The organism is Labrys monachus, assembly GCF_030814655.1.
GTDB classification, from domain to species: Bacteria; Pseudomonadota; Alphaproteobacteria; order Rhizobiales; family Labraceae; genus Labrys; species Labrys monacha.
Genome location: NZ_JAUSVK010000001.1, coordinates 4,702,106 through 4,719,519 on the forward strand (window position 1 = coordinate 4,702,106; position 17,414 = coordinate 4,719,519).

Below are 17,414 nucleotides of genomic sequence, written 5' to 3' on the forward strand. Positions count from 1 at the left end.
AACAGGGCCACCGCTCAAGGGGCGAGGCGCGTCGAACCCCCGGTCCATCTGGCCTCGGCCCGTGCGCCGCCGCACGGCATAGCGACAATTTCGCCACGATATTGACGCATGTCCCCATCCAAGTTAGTGTTCGCTCACTAACTTCGGTCGTGACGTTCTCGCCAGGAACCCGTCCATGCTCTCATCGCTGATGTCGGCCCGCCGCTTCGCACCGTTGTTCTGGTGCCAGTTCTTCAGCGCCTTCAACGACAATTTCATCAAGCAGGCCCTGACGATCCTCGCCGTCTACGGCATCGCCGAAACCGCGCCGATGGCCGGCGGCGACAGCTTCGTCTCGATCGCGGGCGCCTTCCTCGTCCTGCCCGGCCTGTTCCTGTCCGGCCTTGCCGGCCAGCTCGCCGACCGTTTCGACAAGGCGCGCGTGGCGCGGGCGATCAAGCTCGCCGAGATCGCCATCGTCGCCATCGCCGCCTTCGGCTTCGCCGTTCATTCCGCGCCGATCCTGCTCGCCAGCATGCTCACCCTCGGCATCATGGGAACGCTGTTCACGCCGGTGAAATACGGCATGCTGCCGGACCAGCTGGCGCCGGACGAGCTTCCCGCCGGCAACGGACTGATCGAGGCCGGCACCTTCCTCTCGATCCTGATCGGCATCATCGGCGCCGGCTTCGTCGCGCCGCACCTCGACAGCATCGTGGTCGCGGGCATCATGGTCGCCGTCGCGCTCGCGTGCTGGCTGTTCTCCCGCGGCATCCCGCCCACCGGCGAGGCGGCGCCGACGCTCAAGATCGACTGGAACGTCATCCGCTCGAGCTGGGGGCTGGTCGGCCTCCTCGCGCGGGACCGGCGCCTGATGACCGGCTCGATCGCCGTCGCCTGGTTCTGGATGAGCGGCATCGTCATGCTTTCGCTGACACCGTCCCTCGCCCACAGCGTGATCGGCGGCGACGAGACCGTGAACACGCTGTTCACCACATCGTTCTCCATCGGCATCGCCGTCGGCTCGGTGCTCGCCGCCCGCCTGTCGGCCGGCCGCACCATCGTGCTGCTCACGCCGATCGGTTGCATCCTGATGGGCCTCGTCGGCCTCGACGTCGCCTGGATTGCGCTCGGAACCACCGCCTCGGCCACGCCGCTGCCCTTCGTCGACTATCTCCACACCGGCTCGGGCGTGCACATGACGCTGGCGCTCGGCGTGATGGCGGTCGGCGCCGGCCTCTTCGTGGTGCCGATCTATGCCGCCGTGCAGGCCTGGTCGCCCAAGGACGAGCGGGCCCGCGTGATCGCCGGCGGCAACGTGCTCTCCGCCCTGTTCATGAGCGTCGGCGCGGGCGGCCTCGCTCTCCTGCAGTCGCGCTTCGGGCTTACCTCGCCGATGGCGCTGCTCGGCCTCGCGGTGCTCGACGTCGCCGCCGGCCTGGTCTTCCTCGCCATCCTGCCGATGAGCCTGGTGCGCGACGTCACGCTGCTGATCTACCGCCTGCTGTTCCGGGTCGAGGTCAGGGGCATCGAGAACCTCGAAACCGACACGCCCCGCCGCATCATCGCGATCAATCATGTCAGCTTCCTCGACGCGCCGCTCATCCTGGCGCTGCTCGACAAGGACCCGGTCTTCGCCATCGACCACACCATCGCCAGGGCCTGGTGGGTCAAGCCGTTCCTGAAGCTCTGCCGCGCCTTCCCGCTCGACCCCACCAAGCCGCTCGCCACCCGCAGCCTGATCAACGCGGTGAAAGCCGGCGACACGCTGGTGATCTTTCCCGAAGGGCGCCTCACCGTCACCGGCTCGCTGATGAAGGTCTATGACGGCGCCGGCCTGATCGCCGACAAGTCGCAGGCCGAGATCGTGCCGGTGCGTATCGACGGCCTCGAACGCACCTATTTCACCCGGCTCGGCCCCGGCAAGGTGTCGCGCCGCTGGTTTCCCAAGGTGGTCGTCACCTTCACGGAACCGCAGCGGCTGGCGATCGACGAGACGCTGCGCGGCCGCAAGCGCCGCCAGGCCGCCGGCGCCGCGCTCTACGACGTGATGTCGGACCTCATCTACAAGACGAGCTCGACCGACCAGACCCTCTTCCAGGCCCTGGCCGCCGCCTCGCGCAAGTTCCGGCCGAGCCGGGTCATCCTCGAAGACCCGGTCACCGGCCCGCTGACCTACAAGCGCCTGCTGATCGCCATCGAGGTGCTCGGCCGCAAGTTCCGGGGCTTCACCGGGCCGGGCGAACATGTCGGCGTGCTGCTGCCCAACGCCAACGCCGTCGCGGTGACGTTCTTCGGGCTGCAGGCGATCGGCCGCGTCCCGGCCATGCTGAACTTCTCGGCCGGCAAGGCCAACCTGATCTCGGCCTGCACGACGGCCGAGATCCGCACAGTGCTCTCCTCGCGCGCCTTCGTGGAGAAGGGGCGGCTTGAAGAGGTGGTCGCCGCGCTGGAGGCCCATGTGAAGTTCGTCTGGCTGGAGGACCTGCGCAAGGGCGTCACCGCCGCCGACAAGCTCGCCGGCTATTTCGGCGCCGGACGCCAGCACGGCAGGATCTCGCCCGACGCATCAGCGGCCGTGCTGTTCACCTCGGGCTCGGAAGGCACGCCGAAGGGCGTCGTCCTCTCCCACCGCAACATCCTCTCGAATATCGCCCAGATCGGCGCCCGCATCGATTTCGGCCCGGGTGACATCGTCTTCAACGTGCTGCCGGTGTTCCATTCCTTCGGGCTGACCGGCGGCCTCATCCTGCCGCTGGTCAACGGCGTGAAGGTCTATCTCTACCCCTCGCCCCTGCATTACCGCATCATCCCCGAACTGGTCTATTCGGCCAACGCCACGGCGCTGTTCGGCACCGACACCTTCCTCGCCGGCTATGCCAAGATGGCCAACCCCTACGATTTCCGCTCCCTGCGCTATGTCGTGGCCGGAGCCGAGCCGGTGAAGGTGGAGACCCGGCGGGCCTATAACGAGAAGTTCGGCCTGCGCATCCTCGAGGGCTACGGCGTCACCGAGACGTCGCCGGTGCTCGCGCTGAACACGCCGATGTTCAACCGCAACGGCACGGTGGGACGGGTGCTGCCGGGCATGGAGACCCGGCTCGACCCGGTGCCCGGCATCGAGGAAGGCGGGCGGCTGCATGTGCGCGGGCCCAATGTGATGCAGGGCTATCTCAAGGCCGACCAGCCCGGCCGGATCATGCGGCCCGAAGGCGGCTGGCACGATACCGGCGATATCGTCGCCATCGACAGCCAGGGCTTCGTCGCGATCAAGGGCCGGGCCAAGCGCTTCGCCAAGATCGGCGGCGAGATGGTCTCGCTGGCGGCGGTCGAAGGCCTGCTCGCCGATCTCTGGCCGGAGACGCCGGTTGCCGTGCTCGCCGCCCCGGACCCGCGCAAGGGCGAGCGCCTCGTGCTCGTCACCACCACCAAGCAGGCCAACCGCTCCGACGTGGTCGCGCACCTCAAACAGAAACATGCGGCCGACCTGATGATGCCGTCGGAAATCATCGTCCTCGACACCATGCCGCTGATGGGAACCGGCAAGACCGATTATGTCGCGCTGGAGCGGCTGATGCGCGAGCGCCAGGCGTCTGCGGCCGCGCCGCAGGCGGCCGCGGGCACGCCGGACACGGAACGGGCATCGCCGGAGCCGGCAGCGCCGCCGGCGGTCACCCAACCGGATTCGGCCCAGCCCAGCCGCTCCGATGCGTGACGGCGCCAGGACCCGGGCCCGGATCGAGACCGAGGCTCTGCGCCTGTTCGCCGACAAGGGCGTGGCGGGCACCTCCGTCCGCGATATCGCCGCCGCGGTCGGGGTCGCCGAAGCGGCGCTCTACCGCCATTTTCCCTCCAAGGACGCCTTGTCGCGCCATCTTTTCCTGGAAGGCTACGCCGCGCTCGCCGGCGACATCGGCGCGGTGGCGGCGCGGCAGCTGCCGCTCGGCCTCGTCATCGAGGAGGTCGTCGCCATCTTCTGCCGCCTCTTCGACGACAACCGGCCCTTGTTCTCCTTCCTGCTGCTCTCCCAGCACGCCCATCTCGCCGACGTGCCCGAGGAAGCGGACAAGAACATCGTCGAGGCCGTGCGTGCCATCTTCGCGGCCGCCATGGGCCGCGGCGAGATTCCGGACGGCGAACCGGACCTTCTCGCCGCCCTCGCCCTCGGCATCGTCGCCCAGCCGGCGATCTTCACCATTTACGGGCGGCTCTCCGGCCCTCTCGGCGATCGCGCCGGCGACCTCGCGCGGGCGGTCAAGGCGGTGGCGGGGATCGCGACGGCGTAGGATGCGACCAGTTCCCTTCAGCCTCATGGCGCCTCAATTCGAGGCGGCCGGCGGCCCGTACATCAGATCGGCGATCGTCACCTTCAGGACGCATGCCAGTCGCTGGGCCGCCTCCGCCGGAAGGCGCACCTGTCCGGAGGCCCAGCTCTCGATGTCGTGCTCGCTCAGCTTCGAATAGCGGGCAATGGTCGACACCGTCATTCGGGACCGCTGAATGGCGAGGGGGAGGCCGTTGGGAAAGGTTGCCGGCACTTCTCTGTCCTTTTCCGAAGGCGTCCGACTGTCCGTGGACGCCTTCCCGAATGAACGCCGGGAGGGCGCAAAAGATGCCCGCTGGACGCCTTCATCGCTCCCGCCCCGCAGCCGTGGGCGGCCCGGGCCCCGGAATCAAGGCCCGGCGTCTCGCCGCATGCGCCCTCCGTCCCGCCCGCGCTCACGCGGGCTGACGGCACGGTCTTCGCACGGCCCCAACCATATCGGCATGAGGCCGGGCCGACCTTGACGCTCGTCAAGGAAGCGGCGAGCCGGGAACGGAAAGGCATTCCTGCCTGAAGGCTACGGCGCTGTCCTGAAGCGGAATGTCCGCATCGCTGCTGTGCGATGCCGCCTCTTGCGCGACGGTACCGAAACTGTGCCTTTTCGCCAGTTGCGAGCGGCGAGCCCGATAATTGGCGGCGACGACCGGATAGTCGCGCGGCAGATCCCATTTCTTCCGATATTCGTCGAGCGTCATGTCGTATTTCGCTGCGAGATGCCGCTTGAGCGATTGGAACCTCAGCCCGTCTTCGAGACAGATGATATAGTCGGCCGTCACCGATTTCCCGATCGGAACGGCCGGAACCACCCTCGCCGTTTCCACCGGCCGCGGACCGGCGGCGAGTCGCCGAAGGGTTCCGAGCACGCCTTGGATGAGCGGCGGAAGCTCCGCCGGCCCGAGCGTGTGGGTCGTGACATAGGACGCCACGATCTTGGTCGCTATTTGCGCAATACGCTCTGGTATGACAGCGATACGATCGCTCTCGACTTGATGGTCTTTCATAATTCGTTTTCCCGTCGATTTATGTGACTTGGTTTTTATGGAGGCTTCCGACGACATCCCGGCCGCCGTCTTCGTCTGCGTCGCCTCGCGGGAGATCGGTGACGGCGTGCGGCGCCGTCGCTACCTTTCCGCTGCGTATGGATGCCCAGGCGGCCGGCCGTCCAGATCGCTGTGGCGATGGCGAGTTCACCGACGAGCCCGAATGTTCGATCGGCATTCACCCTTGGCGAATTCCATCGGCCGGAGCGAGAAGAAGGGCACGGACAGGAGGCCGACCCGCGCCAGGTCTTGAGTTTTCTTCTCGAAAACAACGATTTGTCCACGGGGCGCGCCGATCACGTTGCAGTCGCCCGACATCGTGAGGACGACTATATAGAAATTCGATGAGAGCGGGCGACTTAATTCCAATCGAGATGGATCAATATATAGTTGTCTGCTCACATCCAAGAAATTCTTGGAATTTTATCCTGTTACCCCTCAATTTCCCTACGGAATCAAAATATATCAATATCAAAATGTACAAATATCGGCTGATCGGTGGGTCGGATATTTCGCCGGCATGCGAGGCGCCCCCAACGGAAGGTAGCGCTGGGAACTTGCAGGGTCACGGATGGCCGCCGCCAACGTCATTCCCGTCCGACGCGATGATTTCACGTGCGGATGCCGGCGAGCGCAGACGTGCTCGCCGAGGCGGGGGGAGGAAGACGCGCTGTTCGGGGCGAGCGGTCGCATCGACTTCGACGAGGCAGCAAGGCGAATGTGGTTTCTCCCCCGGACGCGGTGAGGAATCCGGTCGCGGCCGTGCCCCTCGCAAGATATTTCTCCCCCGCATGCCGTGACGGCCGCCTCTGCGCATGCTGCGGCTCGGCGCCGCGCCACGCGCTTGACCCGGGCGCGGAACTGCACCGCGAACACAGGGGTTTGTGGAGCGGACAGCGATGGCGGACGAGATTGCCCGCCGGGCATGCGGGAGCCGAATCCATGGCGCAGACGGTTGGTGACTTCCTTGTCGAGCGGCTGTACGCCTGGGGCGTGCGCAAGATCTTCGGCTATCCGGGCGACGGCATCAACGACGTGTTCGGCGCCCTCAACCGGGCAGGCGGCAAGATCGAATTCATCCAGGCCCGGCATGAGGAGATGGCGGCGTTCATGGCGTCTGCCTATGCCAAGTTCACCGGCGAACTCGGCGTCTGCATCGCCACCTCCGGGCCAGGCGCATCCCATCTCGTCACCGGCCTCTACGATGCCCGGCTCGACCATATGCCGGTCCTCGCCATCGCCGGCCAGCAGGCCCGCACGGCCCTCGGCGGCCATTACCAGCAGGAGGTGGACCTGCCGAGCCTGTTCAAGGATGTGGCCGGCGCCTTCGTGCAACAGGCCTCCGCCCCGGCGCAGGTCCGCCACCTCGTCGACCGCGCGGTCCGGATCGCCCTCGGCGAACGGCGGGTCACGGCGATCATCCTGCCCAACGATCTGCAGGAAGAGCCCTATCATGAACCGGGCCGCAAGCATGGCACCCTGCATTCGGGCATCGGCTACAGCAGGCCGAAGACGGTTCCCTACGACGCCGATCTCCACCGCGCAGCCGAAATCCTCAACAGCGGCAGGAAGGTGGCGATGCTGGTCGGCGCCGGCTCGCTCGGGGCGACGGACGCGGTGATCGCCGTCGCCGACAAGCTCGGTGCGGGCATCGCCAAGGCCCTGCTCGGCAAGGCCGCGGTGCCGGACGACCTGCCCTATGTCACCGGCTCGATCGGCCTACTCGGCACCGAGCCGAGCTACACCATGATGATGGAATGCGACACGCTGCTGATGGTGGGCTCGGGCTTTCCCTATTCGGAGTTCCTGCCGAAGGAAGGCCAGGCACGCGGCGTGCAGATCGATCTCGCGCCCGATATGCTGTCGCTGCGCTATCCGATGGAGGCCAACCTCGTCGGCGACGCTGCGGAGACGCTGAGGGCGCTCCTGCCCCTCATCGAGCAGAAGACGGAGAAATCCTGGCGGGCAGATATCGAGAAGAACGTCGCCGACTGGTGGAAGACGCTGGAAGAGCGCGCGATACAGCCGGCCGTGCCGGTCAATCCGCAGCGCGTCACCTGGGAATTGTCGCCGCGCCTGCCCGATGGCGTCATCCTGACCAGCGATTCCGGTTCCTGCGCCAATTGGTACGCCCGGGATCTCAGGATCCGCCGGGGCATGATGGCCTCGCTGTCAGGCGGCCTCGCCTCGATGGGGGCGGCGGTGCCCTATGCGATCGCCGCCAAATTCGCCCATCCCGACCGGCCGGTGATCGCCCTCGTCGGCGACGGCGCCATGCAGATGAACAACATGGCCGAACTGATCACCGTCGCCAAATATTGGCGGCAATGGCCGGACAAGCGCTGGATCGTCTGCGTCTTCAACAATGAGGATCTCAACCAGGTCACCTGGGAGCAGCGGGTGATGGAGGGAGACCCGAAATTCGACGCCTCCCAGCAGATTCCCAACGTGCCCTATCACCGCTTCGCGGAGCTGATCGGGCTCAAGGGCATCTATGTCGACCGGCCGCAGGCCGTGGGGCCGGCGTGGGAGGACGCCCTCGCCGCCGACCGGCCGGTGGTCCTCGAAGTCAAGACGGACCCCGAAGTGCCGCCTCTGCCGCCGCACATCACCTTCCAGCAGGCGATGAACTTCTCCAGAACCCTCATCAAGGGCGATCCGCGCGAGGGCGGCGTCATCCGCGAGACGGCGCGCCAGGTCCTCGGCGCGATCCTCCCCGGCGGGCGCGGGGACTGACGTCGGCGCCCGCGGCTTCGCCCCCTGTCGATGGCGTCCGGATCCCGCGCCGGCCAGGCCGGCGGACGGATCCGGACGCCGTTCTCAGTATCCCATGCCGCCCATGCCGCCATTGCCGGGCGCAGGCGCGGCGTCCCGGACGGGGACATCGGCGATCATCACTTCGGCGGTGATCAGCAGCGCCGCGATCGAGCCGGCGTCCTGCAAGGCGGTCCGCACCACCTTGGCGGGATCGACGATGCCAGCCTTGATCATGTCGACATAGGTCTCGGTCTGCGCATCGAAGCCCTGGTTGTGATCCGTGGCGTCGGTGAGCTTGCCCACGACGATCGAACCCTCGACGCCGGCATTCTCGACGATCTGCCGGATCGGAGCCGTCAGCGCCCGCAGCACGATCGAAATGCCGGCGGTGACGTCGGCATTATCGCCCGTCAGCGAAGCCAGCACCGTCCTGGCGCGCAGCAGCGCCACGCCGCCGCCCGGCACGATGCCTTCCTCGACCGCCGCGCGGGTCGCGTTGAGCGCATCGTCGATGCGGTCCTTCTTTTCCTTGACCTCGATCTCGGTCGAGCCGCCGACACGGATCACCGCGACACCGCCGGCGAGCTTGGCCAGGCGTTCCTGCAGCTTCTCCTTGTCATAGTCGGAGGTCGTCTCCTCGATCTGCCCCTTGATCTGCTGGACGCGCGCCGAAATGGCGTCCTTGTCGCCGGCACCGTCGACGATGGTTGTCGTGTCCTTCTCGATCAGCACGCGCTTGGCGCGGCCGAGCATCTCGATCGTGACGTTCTCAAGCTTGATGCCGAGATCCTCGGAGACCAGCTGGCCGGCGGTGAGGACCGCGATGTCCTCCAGCATGGCCTTGCGCCGATCGCCGAAACCGGGGGCCTTGACGGCGGCGACCTTGAGGCCGCCGCGCAGCTTGTTGACCACGAGGGTCGCCAGCGCTTCGCCCTCGACATCCTCGGAAATGATGACGAGCGGACTGCCGCTCTGGACGACGGCCTCGAGGATCGGCAGCAGCGCCTGCAGGTTGCCGAGCTTCTTCTCGTGGATGAGGATGTAGGGATCCTCCATCTCCACCCGCATCTTCTCGGCATTGGTGATGAAATAGGGCGAGAGATAGCCGCGGTCGAACTGCATGCCCTCGACGACGTCGAGCTCCGTGTCGGCGGTCTTGGCCTCCTCGACGGTGATGACGCCTTCGGTGCCGACCTTGTCCATCGCCTTGGCGATCATCTCGCCGACGGTGGCATCGCCGTTGGCGGCGATGGTGCCGACCTGCACGATTTCGCCCGAGGACTGCACCTTCCTGGCCCGCGCCTGGATTTCCTTGACCACGGCGGCGATGCCGAGATCGATGCCGCGCTTGAGATCCATCGGGTTGAGGCCGGCGGCGACGAGCTTGGCGCCCTCGCGCAGGATCGAGGCGGCGAGCACGGTCGCCGTGGTGGTGCCGTCGCCGGCGAGATCGTTGGTCTTGGAGGCGACCTCGCGCACCATCTGCGCGCCCATGTTCTCGAACTTGTCGACGAGCTCGATTTCCTTGGCGACGGTGACGCCGTCCTTGGTGATGCGCGGCGCGCCATAGGCCTTGTCGATGATGACGTTGCGGCCCTTGGGGCCGAGCGTCACCTTGACGGCATTGTTGAGCAGCTCGACGCCGCGGAGCATGCGGTCGCGGGCATCGGTGCCGAATTTGATTTCCTTGGCAGACATGGTGTTGGTCCAGTTCGGTCTCGAGAGGAGGGGATCGGAAATCGGCTTCAGCCGGCCTTGACGGCCGGAACGGCTTTTTCGACGATACCCATGACGTCGGCTTCCTTCATGATGAGGAGCACCTCACCGTCGATCCTGATCTCGGTGCCCGACCATTTGCCGAACAGGATGGCGTCGCCGGTCTTGACGTCCGGCGGAATCCGCCTGCCGCTTTCGTCCCGCAGGCCCGGGCCGACGGCGATCACTTCGCCTTCCTGCGGCTTTTCCTTCGCCGTATCGGGGATGATGATCCCGCCCTTGGATTTCAGATCGCCTTCCGCAGGCCGAATGACGATGCGGTCGTGAAGTGGGCGGAATTTCATCAGGAGGTTCTTTCTGCGGTCAGCACTCGTGGCCACCGCAGCCCCTACATAGGGCTTTTGGCACTCGGATGATAGGAGTGCCAAAATTATATTCTGGCGGGTGAAAAATACTTGGAACTTATAATCCCGCTCCTTCGGCCGGGGTGCCGCCCGATCCGCAGGGGCAGACGACTATTTCATTGAATTCACCGCCGCTTTTATTTGACCGTTTGAACAATATAAATCCGGACCGGTGGAAAAAACACTCTCGCCTTGATCGAACCTCAATCAGGGAGTATCAATTGAAGTCGTTGATTTGGCCGATTTGGCTTTTGCGGTGTCAGAGACCCGGGACCCGCCATTCATCACCGAATTTCGACAGCGAACGCATAGCGCCGATCCGGCGCGCGCATCGTCCTGTCCGATCCGGGAAGATCCCCGCTCCGGAGAGACCGGCGGCATCGGGGTCGTCGCGGTTCCGACGGCGCGATGCAGGAGGCGCATCCGCGTGCTCCTGCGGAGATCCCGACCATGACCAGTCGTACCACGCAGACCGTCGTCCACTTCTCGTCCGCCTTCCGGCTGACGGGTTTCGACGCGCCGCAACCGGCGGGAGACTATCGCGTCGACCACGACGAAGAATTGATCGAAGGAGCCTCCTGGCTCGCATGGCGCCGCGTCGGCGCCTTCATCCACCTGCCCGCCATCGCCGCGCGGGCCTCGACGCGACAAATGGTGCCGATCATTCCGGCAGACCTCGAAGCGGCGCTCGAAAAGGACCACCGACCCTCATGACCGCAAAAACCACCCTCCCCTCCGGCGCCCATCCGGACCGGCGCGCGACCGGCAGCCACCTCTTCGCCGTCGGACAGCTGGTCCGCCTGAGGCATGGCCACGGATCGCGGTCCGGCGCCGCCGACCTCTATCGGATCACCGCCGTGCTGCCGCCGGGCGAGAACGCGTCACCGCAATATCGCATCCGCAGCGACGGCGAGAGCCATGAGCGGGTGACGACCGAGGATCGCCTGGAGGCTGTCGCCGCCGCCACGACGGGCCGCGGCGCCGCGCTCATCGAAAGAACGTTCGGCTAGGCGGCAAAAGGCATCGCCCTGGCCTGAAGGCGCCTCGGGCCAGCGGGTCCCGCCGGCGGCGCAGGCCGGCGCCCCCAGGCCATGACGCTCCGGCGGAACGGACATCCAAGTGATGAAGATCATCGTCGAGTTCTACCGTACCCGCGAGGCCGACGACGCCCATGCCGTGCTCGGCCGCGTGACGGACGAAGCGCATGACCTGGACGACGCGATCGACCTTGGGCGGCGGCTGGCGCTGACCCTCGACATGCCGCAGCGCCCGGACGCCATGACGATCACCGCCGCAGAAGGCGGGACACTCTATTCCGGCGTCCTCGATGCCGCCCCTCCGAAGAAAGGAAAGCCGACATCATGAACGACCGACGCGACGCCTGCGGGCGCCGACGACACGATGCCGCCGCCATCCCTCAATCGAGATGGGAGCCGCAAGGCCGACTGCGCCCTGCCGCTCCATGCCGCATCGGCCCGCTCATGATCCCGCCGCCCTCGCCCTCCAATCCGCCTTCCCGCCACCCCCATCCCACCCCACCGACCGCCGGCTTCCGGCGGCCGATCCACGCGCCCAGGAACTTTCCATGCTGATCCGCTACGGTTATGAGATCTCGCTGAACTGCCAGCAGCCGACCGCGTTGGTGTGTCTGCTGTCGGTCCATGAGGATCGCGCCGCAGACATGCGAGTGCCGGAAACGGTCTTCACCACCCCCGACGTCCCGACATCGACCTATCGCGACCTCTTCGGCAACCGATGCCGGCGGCTCGTCGCGCCGGCGGGCGACCTGACGATCTGGGGCGACGCCACCATCGAGGACAACGGTCAGCCGGACCCGGTGCTGCCCGACGCCCGGGAACTCCCGGTGCAGGACCTCCCCGACGATTGCCTGACCTATCTCATGGGCAGCCGCTATTGCGAAACCGATCGCCTCAGCCAGACGGCGTGGGATATTTTCGGCGCGGTCCCCCCCGGATGGGGCCGGGTGCAGGCGATCTGCGATTTCGTGCACAACCATATCCGCTTCGACTACATGCAGGCGCGATCGACCCGCACCGCCTTCGAATCCTTCCACGAGCGCATCGGCGTGTGCCGCGACTTTGCGCATCTCGCCGTCACCTTCTGCCGCTGCCTCAACATCCCCGCGCGCTACGTCAACGGCCATCTCGGCGACATCGGCGTTCCCGTGGTCGATCCGATGGACTTCAGCGCCTGGATCGAGGTGTTTCTGGACGGCGCCTGGCATACGTTCGATCCGCGCAACAACGTGCCCCGGATCGGCAGGATCGTGGTGGCGCGCGGCCGGGATGCCGCCGACGTGCCGCTCATCAATTCCTTCGGACCGCATGTCCTGAAGGGATTTCGGGTCTGGACCTACGAGGTTCCGAACCTGCAATAGGCGCGGGCCGGACGGCCGTGCTCCGGCAGGGCGACATGCATCCCCCTGCCGAGGCGCGGCGCACCTGTCCGCGCTTGCTCCGGCGGGCGCGAATGCCGCGCCCGCTCCTGCTTGGTCAAAGCCAAAGGCTCAGAGCCCGAGTTCGCGTAGATAAGCGAGCCGCGCGACAAAGCCGGTGTTGCTGAAGTCGGTGAAGACGCCGTCCACGCCGAGGCGGAAGAAGTGCAGATATTCCTGCTGCGGGTCGCCCTGATAGGAGCCGGCGAGGTACTTCTTCTCGTTGCGGAAGGTGAAGACGTGGACGAAGAGCCCCGCCTTGTGGGCGTCGGCGATGACGCTGGTGGGGGCCTGCACCGTCGCATCGGAGGTCGAGCCCGTATAGGGCGTGCCGTCCGCGTTCTTGTCCTTCCAGGGCACCACCTTCACCGGCACGATCTGCGGCTTCCACGGGCCGATGCCGTCGGCATAGGTCCTGATCTCGGCGAGGCCGGCCGGCGTCAGCATCGCATCGTACCAGCGCGGGTCGCCGGCGAGCGTCCAGTCATAGGGGCGGCTGTCGGTGATCTCGTTGTAGACGACGCTGCCGGTCTTGAGATCGACGTCATAGGCGTCGATCAGCTGGACGATCCTGGTCTCCAGGCCGTGGCTGCGCATATATTTCAGGCTGCCCGGCTCGAAGCTCTGCACAAAGATCGGCGCATCCTTCGAATTGAGGCCGTTATCCCTGATGATCTTGATCATCGCGTCTTCGAGCGGATGGCTGCCGGGCGCCCCGCAGCCATTGGCGATCGCCTGCTCGTCGTTCCAGGTCGGGTTCTTGGATTCGGGATAGACGGCGATCGGACGCCCGGTCTGGCGGCTCTTCTCCTTGGCGAGGTCGATGATCTCCTGGAAGCTCAGGATCGGGAACTTGCCGTTGAATTCCTTGGGACGCTCGGCGGCGGCGTCATAGGTCGTGCCGGCGAGCCATTTCTTCAGTTCGGCCATGGTGAAGTCGGTGATCGACCAGTCGTTGGTGTGGTCCTCGCCGTCGACGATCAGCGATTTGAGCACCGATTTGGGATCGGCGGGATCGGTGAGGTCGGTCAGATAGTCGGACGGGCCGCTGCCGGCCGTCGCCGGCCACTTCACCTTGACCATGACGCCAGGCACGGTGCGCTTGCGCGCCGCGACCTCGGGATTGGCCTTGGCGACGTCGGCGATGTCGGTGTTGTCGCTGAGCCAGGGATTGTGGCGCGCGACCAGCACGCAATCCTTGGTGAGATGCAGGTCTTCCTCGAAGGCATCGGTGCCGATGGCCGCCGCCGTGTCGTAGGAGGGCTGGGTCTCCTCGGGCATCAGCCCGGGCAGGCCGCGATGGCCGATGACGAGCGGCTGCTTACCGTCCAGGGTCAGGAAGGGCCTGACCTGCGACCCGGCACCCGCCTGTGCAGGATTATCCTGCGCCGAAGCCTGCAATGCCAGGCACAGGACCATCACCGTGGACCCCGCCAGCACACGGCCCAATCCGCCGAACTTGCTCATGTCGTCCCCTTGTCATCCGGTAAACGCCGGCTGCCCCTGCGGCGCCGACACCCGGGCTTCATGGCCGAGCTGTCTGACGGGGGCATGACGGGCCGGGCCGGCGCGGGCGGCGGGAGGCCGATGTCCTCGATAAGATTGCAGCCGGCAGCCGGAGTCCGGCATGATGGCGCCACATTCGCACGATTCAGAACGCATCCCTGAAACTGGAACCGAACATCATGTCAGAAGCCGTGCTGGAGCCCGTGCGCCTCGCCGACTACCGCGTTCCGGCCTTTCTCATCGATACGGTTCACCTGGACATCCGGCTCGACAGGACGCGGACGCGCATCGTCGCCACCCTCGCCATGCGGCCCAATGCCGCTGCCGACAGCCCCGCCCCCCTGGAACTGGACGGCGACGGGCTCGACTTCGTCGCCGCGACGCTGGACGGCCGCGCCCTGCCGCCCGAGGCCTTTTCGGTTTCCGCGCAGCGCTTCACCTTGGCGGCCCCTCCGCAGGGCCCCTTCGTCCTCGCCATCGAGACGGTGCTCGATCCCTCCGCCAACACCCAGCTGATGGGGCTCTACCGCTCCAATGCCTGCTATTGCACGCAATGCGAGGCGGAAGGCTTTCGGCGCATCACCTATTTCCTCGACCGCCCGGACGTGCTCTCCGTCTACACGACGCGCATCGAAGCGAGGCGCGACGAGGCGCCGACGCTGCTCGCCAACGGCAACCGCATCGAGGCGGGCGTGCTCGGCGACGGCCGCCATTTCGCGGTGTGGCACGATCCCTTTCCCAAGCCGTCCTATCTGTTCGCCATGGTGGCCGGCGACCTCGCCGTCATGCGCGACCGCTTCACCACCCGCTCCGGACGCGAGGTCACCCTGGAGATCCATGTCGAGCACGGCAAGCAGGAGCGCTGCGCCTATGCCATGGACGCGCTGAAGCGCTCCATGCGCTGGGACGAGGAGGCCTTCGGGCGGGAATACGACCTCGATATCTTCATGATCGTCGCCGTATCCGACTTCAACATGGGCGCGATGGAGAACAAGGGCCTCAACGTCTTCAACGACAAATATGTGCTGGCCCTGCCCGAGACGGCCACGGACCAGGACTACGCCAATATCGAGGCGATCATCGCCCACGAATATTTCCACAACTGGACGGGCAACCGCATCACCTGCCGGGACTGGTTCCAGCTCTGCCTGAAGGAAGGCCTGACCGTATTCCGCGACCAGGAATTCTCCTCCGACCAGCGTTCGCGGCCGGTCAAGCGCATCGCCGACGTGAAGACCCTGCGCGCCCAGCAATTCGCCGAGGACGGCGGCCCTCTCGCCCATCCGGTCCGGCCGGAAGTCTACAGCGAAATCAACAATTTCTACACGGCCACCGTCTATGAGAAGGGCGCCGAGGTCGTGCGGATGCTCAAGACCCTGGTCGGCGATGCCGCCTTCGCTGCCGGCATGGATCTCTATTTCGTCCGTCATGACGGCCAGGCCGTCACCATCGAGGATTTCATCGCCTGCTTCGCCGAGGCGAGCGGACGCGACCTCGGCCAGTTCATGCTGTGGTACCGGCAATCGGGCACGCCAGAAATCGCGGCGGAAGGCCGCTGGGACGAGGCATCCGCGACCTATACCCTCACCCTGCGCCAGACCTTGCCGCCCACGCCCGGCCAGCCGCAGAAGGAGCCGATGCTGTTCCCGATCCGCCTCGGCCTCGTGGGCGGCGCAGGCGACCTGCCGATCACACTCGAGGGCCGGCCGTTCGAGGGCGTCGTCGCCTTCGGCAGACCGGCGCAGGAATTCGTCTTCGGCAATGTCGCCGAAAAGCCGGTCCCCTCGCTGCTGCGCGGCTTCTCGGCGCCGGTGAAGCTCGTGCTCGACCTCGGCGAGGACGACATGCTCACGCTCCTGGCGCGCGACAGCGACCCGTTCAATCGCTGGCAGGCCGCCCAGAACTATGCGACGCGGGTGCTGCTGCGGCTCGTCGCCGATCCCTCCTCGCCTCTCGATCCGCGCTTCGTCGAGGCGGTGCGCAGGATCCTCGCGGAGGGCCGGCGCGATCCGGCCTTCGGCGCCCTGTGCCTGGCCTTGCCGAGCGAGGCCGATCTCGCGCGGGAGATCGGCCGCGATGTCGATCCCGACGCCATTCACCGCGCCCGGCAGGGCCTGCGCGCCGCCCTGAGCCGGGTGCTCGCCGCCGACCTCGCCCACGCGGTCGAGACCCTGGTGGTCGACGGCCTCTATTCGCCGCAGGCCCGCGACGCCGGCCTGCGCTCGCTGCGCAACGTCGCGCTCGACCTCGCCTGCGCCGGCGGCGGGACGGCGGCGCTGGAACGGGCGCAGGCCCAGTTCGACGGCTCCGACAACATGACGGATCGGATGGCGGCGCTGACCACGCTGGCCTTCTCCGCCACCGCGGCCGGCGAACGGGCGCTGGCACGGTTCCACGAGCGCTACGGCGACGATCCGCTGGTGGTCGACAAATGGCTGAGCGTGCAGGCCATGATCCCGCATGAATCGACGCTCGCCCGCGTGAAGGAGTTGATGCGCCACCCCGCCTTCTCGCTGCACAACCCCAATCGCGTCCGCGCCCTCGTCGGCGCCTTTTCCAGCGGCAACCAGACGCAGTTCAACCGGCCGGACGGGGAAGGCTATCGCCTGCTCCGCGACGTCGTGCTGACCATCGATCCGAAGAACCCGCAACTCGCCGCCCGGCTGCTCGGCGCCTTCAAGGCCTGGCGTGCCCTTGAAAGTGGAAGGCGCGCTCTGGCTGAAGCTTCCCTTAGGGAGATCGTCGCCCGTCCCTCGCTATCCCGCGACGTGGCCGATATCGCCGGCAGGGCTCTGGCATGATGACTGAAGGCGCAAATCATCCCGGCCGTTTCAGTTTGAAGGGCCAGCGCCCGTCGCAATTTTATACGATGGAGTCCGATAAATATATTGCAATGACCAAATGCTCTCGGGTGCAATACTCTCGATGCCGTCGTGATAGTCGGCGTCAGTAGCGGCGGCTGCCGGTACTCGAAGAGGACAGCCGGCAACGTCAATATGTTGAGGCGAAAGCACTTCGCACTGCAACATCTAGTCGTTGAACATTGTTTGGCCGCCGAATAGACGGGAATCGCACGTTTTTTGCCCGCGGCTAGACACAAATAATTAAAAAAGAGTTCACGGCCGGTCTGGACAAATCAGCGCAACGTTGATTCTTATAGAGACACCAACGCGGGAGCTGTGGATGGCCACGCCCCGCTCTATCTCCAAGTAGCTGGAAGGGCTGAGGAATGG

Annotated in this window: 13 protein-coding genes; 8 read left to right on the forward strand and 5 right to left on the reverse strand. The window is 66.3% G+C overall.

From position 1 onward, the window contains the following. Positions 1-175: 175 nt before the first annotated feature. Both J3R73_RS21505 and J3R73_RS21510 read left to right on the forward strand, forming a co-directional pair. Positions 176-3,694, forward strand: a complete 3,519-nt coding sequence (locus J3R73_RS21505) for an acyl-[ACP]--phospholipid O-acyltransferase (protein ID WP_307431692.1) — start codon at positions 176-178, stop codon at positions 3,692-3,694. Further along, positions 3,687-4,265 (forward strand): TetR/AcrR family transcriptional regulator, encoded by a 579-nt coding sequence (locus J3R73_RS21510; RefSeq protein ID WP_307431694.1) that lies wholly within the window; start codon positions 3,687-3,689, stop codon positions 4,263-4,265. Before J3R73_RS21505 ends, J3R73_RS21510 begins: the two co-directional genes overlap by 8 nt. A 33-nt stretch (positions 4,266-4,298) precedes the next feature. On the opposite strand, the gene J3R73_RS21515 is transcribed toward J3R73_RS21510, so the two are convergent. Beyond that, positions 4,299-4,460: a hypothetical protein gene (locus tag J3R73_RS21515; RefSeq protein ID WP_307431696.1), complete on the reverse strand. Its 162-nt coding sequence runs from the start codon at positions 4,458-4,460 to the stop codon at positions 4,299-4,301. A gap of 313 nt (positions 4,461-4,773) precedes the next feature. After that, positions 4,774-5,304: a Ros/MucR family transcriptional regulator gene (locus J3R73_RS21520; protein WP_307431703.1), complete on the reverse strand. Its 531-nt coding sequence runs from the start codon at positions 5,302-5,304 to the stop codon at positions 4,774-4,776. A gap of 981 nt (positions 5,305-6,285) precedes the next feature. Between J3R73_RS21520 and J3R73_RS21525 the strand changes: the two genes are divergently transcribed. Next, on the forward strand, positions 6,286-8,079 hold the full coding sequence (locus tag J3R73_RS21525; RefSeq protein ID WP_307431705.1) for a thiamine pyrophosphate-requiring protein: 1,794 nt from the start codon (positions 6,286-6,288) through the stop codon (positions 8,077-8,079). An 84-nt stretch (positions 8,080-8,163) separates the two neighbouring features. Here J3R73_RS21525 and groL read toward each other — a convergent pair whose 3' ends face one another. Together groL and J3R73_RS21535 are read right to left on the reverse strand one after the other, a co-directional pair. Further along, positions 8,164-9,798: a chaperonin GroEL gene (gene groL / locus J3R73_RS21530; RefSeq protein ID WP_307431708.1), complete on the reverse strand. Its 1,635-nt coding sequence runs from the start codon at positions 9,796-9,798 to the stop codon at positions 8,164-8,166. Between the two features lie 47 nt (positions 9,799-9,845). Further along, entirely contained in the window at positions 9,846-10,160 is a 315-nt protein-coding gene (locus tag J3R73_RS21535) for a co-chaperone GroES (RefSeq protein WP_307431713.1), read from the reverse strand. 510 nt (positions 10,161-10,670) lie between these two features. On the opposite strand from J3R73_RS21535, the gene J3R73_RS21540 reads away from it, so the two are divergent. The 4 genes from J3R73_RS21540 (at position 10,671) to J3R73_RS21555 (ending at position 12,618) form a co-directional block, all read left to right on the forward strand. Further along, on the forward strand, positions 10,671-10,934 hold the full coding sequence (locus J3R73_RS21540; RefSeq protein ID WP_307431717.1) for a hypothetical protein: 264 nt from the start codon (positions 10,671-10,673) through the stop codon (positions 10,932-10,934). Further along, the gene (locus J3R73_RS21545) at positions 10,931-11,230 is read left to right on the forward strand and encodes a hypothetical protein (protein WP_307431719.1); all 300 of its coding nucleotides are present in this window, start codon (positions 10,931-10,933) and stop codon (positions 11,228-11,230) included. Before J3R73_RS21540 ends, J3R73_RS21545 begins: the two co-directional genes overlap by 4 nt. A gap of 112 nt (positions 11,231-11,342) precedes the next feature. Beyond that, on the forward strand, positions 11,343-11,585 hold the full coding sequence (locus J3R73_RS21550) for an RNA-binding protein (protein WP_307431722.1): 243 nt from the start codon (positions 11,343-11,345) through the stop codon (positions 11,583-11,585). 220 nt (positions 11,586-11,805) lie between these two features. Further along, entirely contained in the window at positions 11,806-12,618 is an 813-nt protein-coding gene (locus J3R73_RS21555; RefSeq protein ID WP_307431724.1) for a transglutaminase-like domain-containing protein, read from the forward strand. Between the two features lie 129 nt (positions 12,619-12,747). Here the strand turns inward: J3R73_RS21555 and J3R73_RS21560 are convergent, their stop codons facing one another. Beyond that, complete coding sequence (locus J3R73_RS21560; RefSeq protein ID WP_307431727.1) at positions 12,748-14,142, reverse strand: glycerophosphodiester phosphodiesterase family protein; 1,395 nt, start codon at positions 14,140-14,142, stop codon at positions 12,748-12,750. Positions 14,143-14,360: 218 nt separating this feature from the next. Between J3R73_RS21560 and pepN the strand changes: the two genes are divergently transcribed. After that, positions 14,361-16,982: an aminopeptidase N gene (gene pepN / locus J3R73_RS21565; protein WP_307431732.1), complete on the forward strand. Its 2,622-nt coding sequence runs from the start codon at positions 14,361-14,363 to the stop codon at positions 16,980-16,982. Positions 16,983-17,414: the final 432 nt, after the last annotated feature.

Coding starts and splice junctions, on each gene's coding strand:
- J3R73_RS21505 (WP_307431692.1), top strand. CDS start 176: ATGCTCTCATCGCTGATGTCGGCCCGCCGCTTCGCACCGTTGTTCTGG.
- J3R73_RS21510 (WP_307431694.1), top strand. CDS start 3,687: ATGCGTGACGGCGCCAGGACCCGGGCCCGGATCGAGACCGAGGCTCTG.
- J3R73_RS21520 (WP_307431703.1), bottom strand. CDS start 5,304: ATGAAAGACCATCAAGTCGAGAGCGATCGTATCGCTGTCATACCAGAG.
- J3R73_RS21525 (WP_307431705.1), top strand. CDS start 6,286: ATGGCGCAGACGGTTGGTGACTTCCTTGTCGAGCGGCTGTACGCCTGG.
- groL (WP_307431708.1), bottom strand. CDS start 9,798: ATGTCTGCCAAGGAAATCAAATTCGGCACCGATGCCCGCGACCGCATG.
- J3R73_RS21535 (WP_307431713.1), bottom strand. CDS start 10,160: ATGAAATTCCGCCCACTTCACGACCGCATCGTCATTCGGCCTGCGGAA.
- J3R73_RS21540 (WP_307431717.1), top strand. CDS start 10,671: ATGACCAGTCGTACCACGCAGACCGTCGTCCACTTCTCGTCCGCCTTC.
- J3R73_RS21545 (WP_307431719.1), top strand. CDS start 10,931: ATGACCGCAAAAACCACCCTCCCCTCCGGCGCCCATCCGGACCGGCGC.
- J3R73_RS21550 (WP_307431722.1), top strand. CDS start 11,343: ATGAAGATCATCGTCGAGTTCTACCGTACCCGCGAGGCCGACGACGCC.
- J3R73_RS21555 (WP_307431724.1), top strand. CDS start 11,806: ATGCTGATCCGCTACGGTTATGAGATCTCGCTGAACTGCCAGCAGCCG.
- J3R73_RS21560 (WP_307431727.1), bottom strand. CDS start 14,142: ATGAGCAAGTTCGGCGGATTGGGCCGTGTGCTGGCGGGGTCCACGGTG.
- pepN (WP_307431732.1), top strand. CDS start 14,361: ATGTCAGAAGCCGTGCTGGAGCCCGTGCGCCTCGCCGACTACCGCGTT.